The organism is Stenotrophomonas sp. 05L44_2 (assembly GCF_056665995.1).
Genome location: NZ_JBFTNR010000333.1, coordinates 1 through 4,497, shown reverse-complemented (window position 1 = coordinate 4,497; position 4,497 = coordinate 1). Strand labels below are relative to the sequence as shown.

Genomic DNA, 4,497 nt, shown 5'->3' with positions numbered 1-4,497 from the left:
CAGTAGATCCACGCCCCGCGTGGATGTCGTCCAGTAGATCCACGCCATGCGTGGATGCCTCTCAGTAGATCCACGCCATGCGTGGATGGCTGGGTCAGCTTTCAGTGCCGACCAACGGTCGGCACCCACCAGAGCAGGCCTGGCAGCAAAGCAGGCCTGGCAGTAGATCCACGCCATGCGTGGATGCAGTCCAGTAGATCCACGCCATGCGTGGATGGCTGGGGCAGCTTCAGTGCCGACCAACGGTCGGCACCCACCAGAACAGGCTTGGCAGCAGATGCCGGCCTGGCAGTAGATCCACGCCATGCGTGGATGCGCCTCAGAGCGCCAACACCCGCCGATAACTCAACGGCCCGCGCCCATCAAGCAACCCCAACCGCAACTCCAGGCCGGTCGCCGGCAAAACCTCCCCCTGGCTCGGCAGCATCGCCCAACCCACCCCTGGCTGCCACGCCCGCACCTCGAAGCGCTGCACATCACGTGCCACCAGCAACCCGCGCGTTGGCTCGGGCACAGGCAGCGGATAATGATCGGAAGGCGCACCGCTGGCACGCCACAACGTGCTGCCTTGCCGCCACCAGCGAACGCGCTGCCACTGCAGCCCATCACTACCGACGCTGCGGGTGATCTCCAGCGTGAAGCCACCATCGGGGTGGCGCTCACTGGTCAACGACGGCGGCAACAGCCGCGCAGGCTGATCGGCCGGGCGCACCGCGCCGTTCATCAGCGCATCGTCAGCGCGCATCTCGATATCGCGCTGGAACTGCTGCAGCACCCGCATCGCCGTGCTGGTCTCGGCATCGGCCTGGCGCAGGCGCTGGTCCGTATTGGCCACGCTGTCCAGGGCGCGCCAGCAGATCACCGCCAGCACGCCCATGATGGTGATGGCGATCATCACCTCGATCAGGGTGAAACCGCCCGCCGCGCGTTTCATGGCGCCGCCGTCCACGGCAACTGCAGGCGCGTCAGCGATTGTTTCGGTGCATCTTCGGCCACCACGCTCAACTCCAGCTGCGGTTGTCCGTCGGCGCCATTGCCCAGGTGCTGCTGCACCAGGAAGCGGGTGCGCCCCTGCAGGCACAGCAGACGTGCATCGCCGGGAGGCTGTGCGGACAGACGCAGCTCCTGCCAGCGGTCCTGCGCGCACAACAGGGCCAGCCGACGGTCACGCAGACGCGACTGGTCATCGGTCGCCACCGCCACCGAGCGCATCACCGCCGCCAATGCGATGGCCACGATGGCCAACGCGATCAGCACCTCAATCAGGGTGAATCCGTGTTGCTGCCGTTTCACTGCAGGACCTGCAATTGTCCGCTGCCATCATCACGAAGACGCAGTCGACGACCGTCCAGCGACAACGCCAGCTCCCACGGCACACCAATCCATTCGGGGCTCAGCTCGATGGCAGCCGTGGGTTGCACGGTGATGCCACGGGTCTGCCACTGCTGGGGGCGCAGCAGGTCATCACGCCGCAGCTCGACCCAGCCCTGGCTGTCGCGGCGGCTGAAGCGGTAACCCTCTGCAGTGGCCTGCCAGCGGATCGGCCGACCATCAATGCGCGCTTCATCGCGAGCGACCTGCAGGCGCTGCGCCAGCCGCTCCGATTCCTGGCGCAGCTGCCGCGCAGGGTCGAGCAGGCTGCCCAGGCCGAGGCCGATACCCGCCGTGCAGATGCCGATGATGACCAGCACCACCATCAGTTCGATCAGGGTGAAACCGCGTGGTCTGCCTTGCATCGCACATCGCTTCCCGTCCTTGCCGATACCTGCCAGCGTAGGCGCGGATGATGAAACAAAAGCGTCAGCGTCAGCTGCTAGCGTGGCCGCACAGGAACCTGGCGAAGGTGCGGAACATGGACGGCAGGCGTTGGGATCGCAATCGCACGTTGACCCTGCTGGCGGCCATGCTGCTGCTGACCGTCGCGGGATACTGGGGCATGGCCCTGTTCATGGCGCCGGCTCGCGTTTCCGCCGCCACGGTGCAGATCGCCGTACCCGCTGCCCCGGCCTTCGACGACGCTGCGAGCGCACCGCTGGTGCGGCTGCTTTCGCCAGGTGCAGTACAGACCGAGGTGACCGTGCTGGGGGTGATGGCAGGGCGGCAGGCGCCACTGGCATTGCTGTCGGTGGATAGGGCACCTGCCCAGGCCTATGCGCCGGGGCAGCGGCTTGGTCCATCTACCGTATTGGCAGCAATCAGCGCGAACGCGGTTGAACTGCAGCAGGCAGGACAACCGCGCTCGCTGCCCGTGCCCGAACTGCCGCCGCTGCCCACCGATGGCATCGTTCCCGCCGCGCTGGGGCGGCACTGAACACGGCTCAGCGCGCTGGACGCTGCGGCACCACCGAACGCCCGAACGCATCGCCCATGCGCTGCCGCGTGCCCTCCAGGTTGTACTGCAGCAACTGGTTGCCGGGCTTGCGCATCAAGCGCTCGGCCTCGGGAAGATTGGGATGGAGGGCGYTGTTCTCTGCCGGCGCCAGCTTGCGTTGCAGGCAGTCCCAGGCGGGGATGCGCTCGCCATTGACCTGTACTTCGATGCATGGCGCTGCATCTGCCTGTTTGGCAGCCTGGTCGGCCCGCGCCCAGGGCGAAGCCAGAGCCAGAACCAACGTCAGGCAGAGGGCAGGGCGGTTTGGCGTAAGCAGAGTGGTGTGCATCCTGAATCACCCGAGGCAGCAAGCGCTTTGCAATGAAGACGTGTGCCAGGCGAAGTGTCCGCCTGCGCCTGTTTCAGCATCGTCAACAGATGACAGTGCTGTCACAAAACTGTTGGCGGTTTTAACGCGGCCTGCACGTCCTGTTGGTAGACCCACGCGCCGCTCCCTGGCCATTCCCTTCGATACGACGCGATGCCTTCGATGACTCCCGTTCCGTGCCGTGCCGTTCGCCTTCCGCTGCGCCTGCATCCCTTGCTGCTGGCCTTGGCCTCGCTGCCGTCTCCAGCGTTCGCGCAGGACGCCGCGCCAGCGCCCACGGTGAACATCAACGAGTACATCGTGCGCGGCAACACCGTGCTCGATGCGCGCCAGATCGAGCGCGCGGTCGAACCGTTCCTCGGCCCCGGCAAAACGCTCGCCGATGTCGAGAAGGCGCGCGATGCAGTCAACGCGCTGTACCAGCAGGCCGKCTACCAATCGGTCTATGTGGAGCTGCCCGAGCAGCAGGTCAACGCGGGCGTGGTGCTGCTGAAGGTGCAGCAGACGCCCATTGGCCAGCTGCGCGTGGTCGGTGCCCGCCATGACTCACCCGAGCGCATCCGCGAGCGGGTGCCGTCGTTGGCTGAAGGGCGCGTGCCCGATTTCGACCAGGCACAGAAGGAACTGACGGCGCTGAACGAAGGGGGCCGCCGCCAGGTGATGCCATTGGTGCGCGAAGGCCAGGTGCCGGGCACCATGGATGTGGACCTGCAGGTGGAAGAGAAGTCGCCCTGGCGTGCCAGTGCGGCGCTCAACAACGACCACAGCGCCGATACCGAGAAGCTGCGCCTGAGTGCATCGCTGGCCCACGACAACCTGTGGCGGCGCGGCCACAGTGCGAGCATCGGCGTGTTCATCGCGCCGGAAGACACCCACCAGGCAAAGGTGTTCTCCGCCTCCTACACCGTTCCCTTCGAGGGCACGCCGTGGAGTCTTGAGGCATCAGGCTACACGTCCGACAGCCGCGTACTCAATGCCGGCGGACAAGGCGGCGCAGGCACGGGCACCGGCACCAACGTGATCGGCAACGGTCATTCCATTGGTCTCAAGCTCAACTACCGCCTGCCGGGCAGCGGCGCTTGGTGGCGCCAGCTCAGCCTSGGCGTGGACTTCAAGGACACCGAAGAAGACACGCAGATGGGCAAGGACAGCCTGAAGACGCCCTTGAAGTACGCACCGGTCACGCTGGCCTTCGTCGGCGTGCGCCAGGGCGAGCACGATCAGCTGAGCATCAACACGCAGCTGGTGGCGGGAACCCGGCGTCTGTTCGGCTATGGCAGCAACGCCACCGATTTCGGTCAGAAGCGCTACTGGGCCGATCCGAGTTTCGTGGCGTTCAAGGCCGATGTCTCCAACACGCACACCTTCGGCAACGACTGGCAGTGGTCTGCGCGTGGCTCGCTGCAGGCGACCGATGCACCGCTGGTCTCGGCCGAACAGTTCGCCGCCGGCGGCATGTACACCGTGCGCGGCTACCTGTCGGCCGAAGCGATCGGCGACTACGGTGGCCTGGCCAACCTGGAATGGCGCACCCCGGCGTGGTCGCTGTGGAGCGGTACCGACCTGCGGCTGTACAGCTTCGCCGACGCGGCCTACCTGCGCCTGCGTCAGCCGCTGCCGGAACAGCGCGACAAGTACAACCTGGCGTCGGTCGGGCTGGGCGCGCAGCTGCGCCTGGGCGAACACCTGCAGCTGCGCCTGGACTACGCCTGGCCCTACGCCGATGGCCCGGTCACGCGCAAGGACGACCCGCGCCTGCATTTCAACATCAGCACCAGCTACTGACCCTTCCCTTGAG

At 66.4% G+C, this 4,497-nt stretch carries 6 protein-coding genes; 2 read left to right on the top strand and 4 right to left on the bottom strand.

Going from position 1 to position 4,497, the window contains the following annotated elements:
• Positions 1–319 precede the first annotated feature (319 nt).
• From AC1VAN_RS12740 to gspH, 3 genes are read right to left on the bottom strand one after another with little or no spacing between them, the layout of a single operon-like run.
• Positions 320–934: a prepilin-type N-terminal cleavage/methylation domain-containing protein gene (locus AC1VAN_RS12740; RefSeq protein ID WP_442251382.1), complete on the bottom strand. Its 615-nt coding sequence runs from the start codon at positions 932–934 to the stop codon at positions 320–322.
• Positions 931–1,293, bottom strand: coding sequence for a type II secretion system minor pseudopilin GspI (gene gspI, locus AC1VAN_RS12735; protein WP_025874376.1), 363 nt, complete (start codon positions 1,291–1,293; stop codon positions 931–933). Before gspI ends, AC1VAN_RS12740 begins: the two co-directional genes overlap by 4 nt.
• On the bottom strand, positions 1,290–1,736 hold the full coding sequence (gene gspH, locus AC1VAN_RS12730) for a type II secretion system minor pseudopilin GspH (RefSeq protein ID WP_059064322.1): 447 nt from the start codon (positions 1,734–1,736) through the stop codon (positions 1,290–1,292). The genes gspI and gspH overlap by 4 nt, the downstream gene beginning before the upstream one ends.
• A gap of 116 nt (positions 1,737–1,852) precedes the next feature.
• Here gspH and AC1VAN_RS12725 point away from each other — a divergent pair, with 116 nt between their 5' ends.
• On the top strand, positions 1,853–2,311 hold the full coding sequence (locus AC1VAN_RS12725; protein WP_032974572.1) for a general secretion pathway protein: 459 nt from the start codon (positions 1,853–1,855) through the stop codon (positions 2,309–2,311).
• A 7-nt stretch (positions 2,312–2,318) separates the two neighbouring features.
• Here the strand turns inward: AC1VAN_RS12725 and AC1VAN_RS12720 are convergent, their stop codons facing one another.
• A complete protein-coding gene (locus tag AC1VAN_RS12720) occupies positions 2,319–2,660 on the bottom strand; it encodes a hypothetical protein (RefSeq protein ID WP_480985919.1) in 342 nt (113 codons plus the stop codon).
• A gap of 201 nt (positions 2,661–2,861) precedes the next feature.
• Between AC1VAN_RS12720 and AC1VAN_RS12715 the strand changes: the two genes are divergently transcribed.
• On the top strand, positions 2,862–4,484 hold the full coding sequence (locus AC1VAN_RS12715; RefSeq protein ID WP_480985918.1) for a ShlB/FhaC/HecB family hemolysin secretion/activation protein: 1,623 nt from the start codon (positions 2,862–2,864) through the stop codon (positions 4,482–4,484).
• The last annotated feature ends 13 nt before the right edge of the window (positions 4,485–4,497 follow it).

What these genes read in the sequence shown, in the direction of transcription:
- AC1VAN_RS12740 (WP_442251382.1), bottom strand. Translation starts at nt 934, where the DNA reads ATGAAACGCGCGGCGGGCGGTTTCACCCTGATCGAGGTGATGATCGCC.
- gspH (WP_059064322.1), bottom strand. Translation starts at nt 1,736, where the DNA reads ATGCAAGGCAGACCACGCGGTTTCACCCTGATCGAACTGATGGTGGTG.
- AC1VAN_RS12725 (WP_032974572.1), top strand. Translation starts at nt 1,853, where the DNA reads ATGGACGGCAGGCGTTGGGATCGCAATCGCACGTTGACCCTGCTGGCG.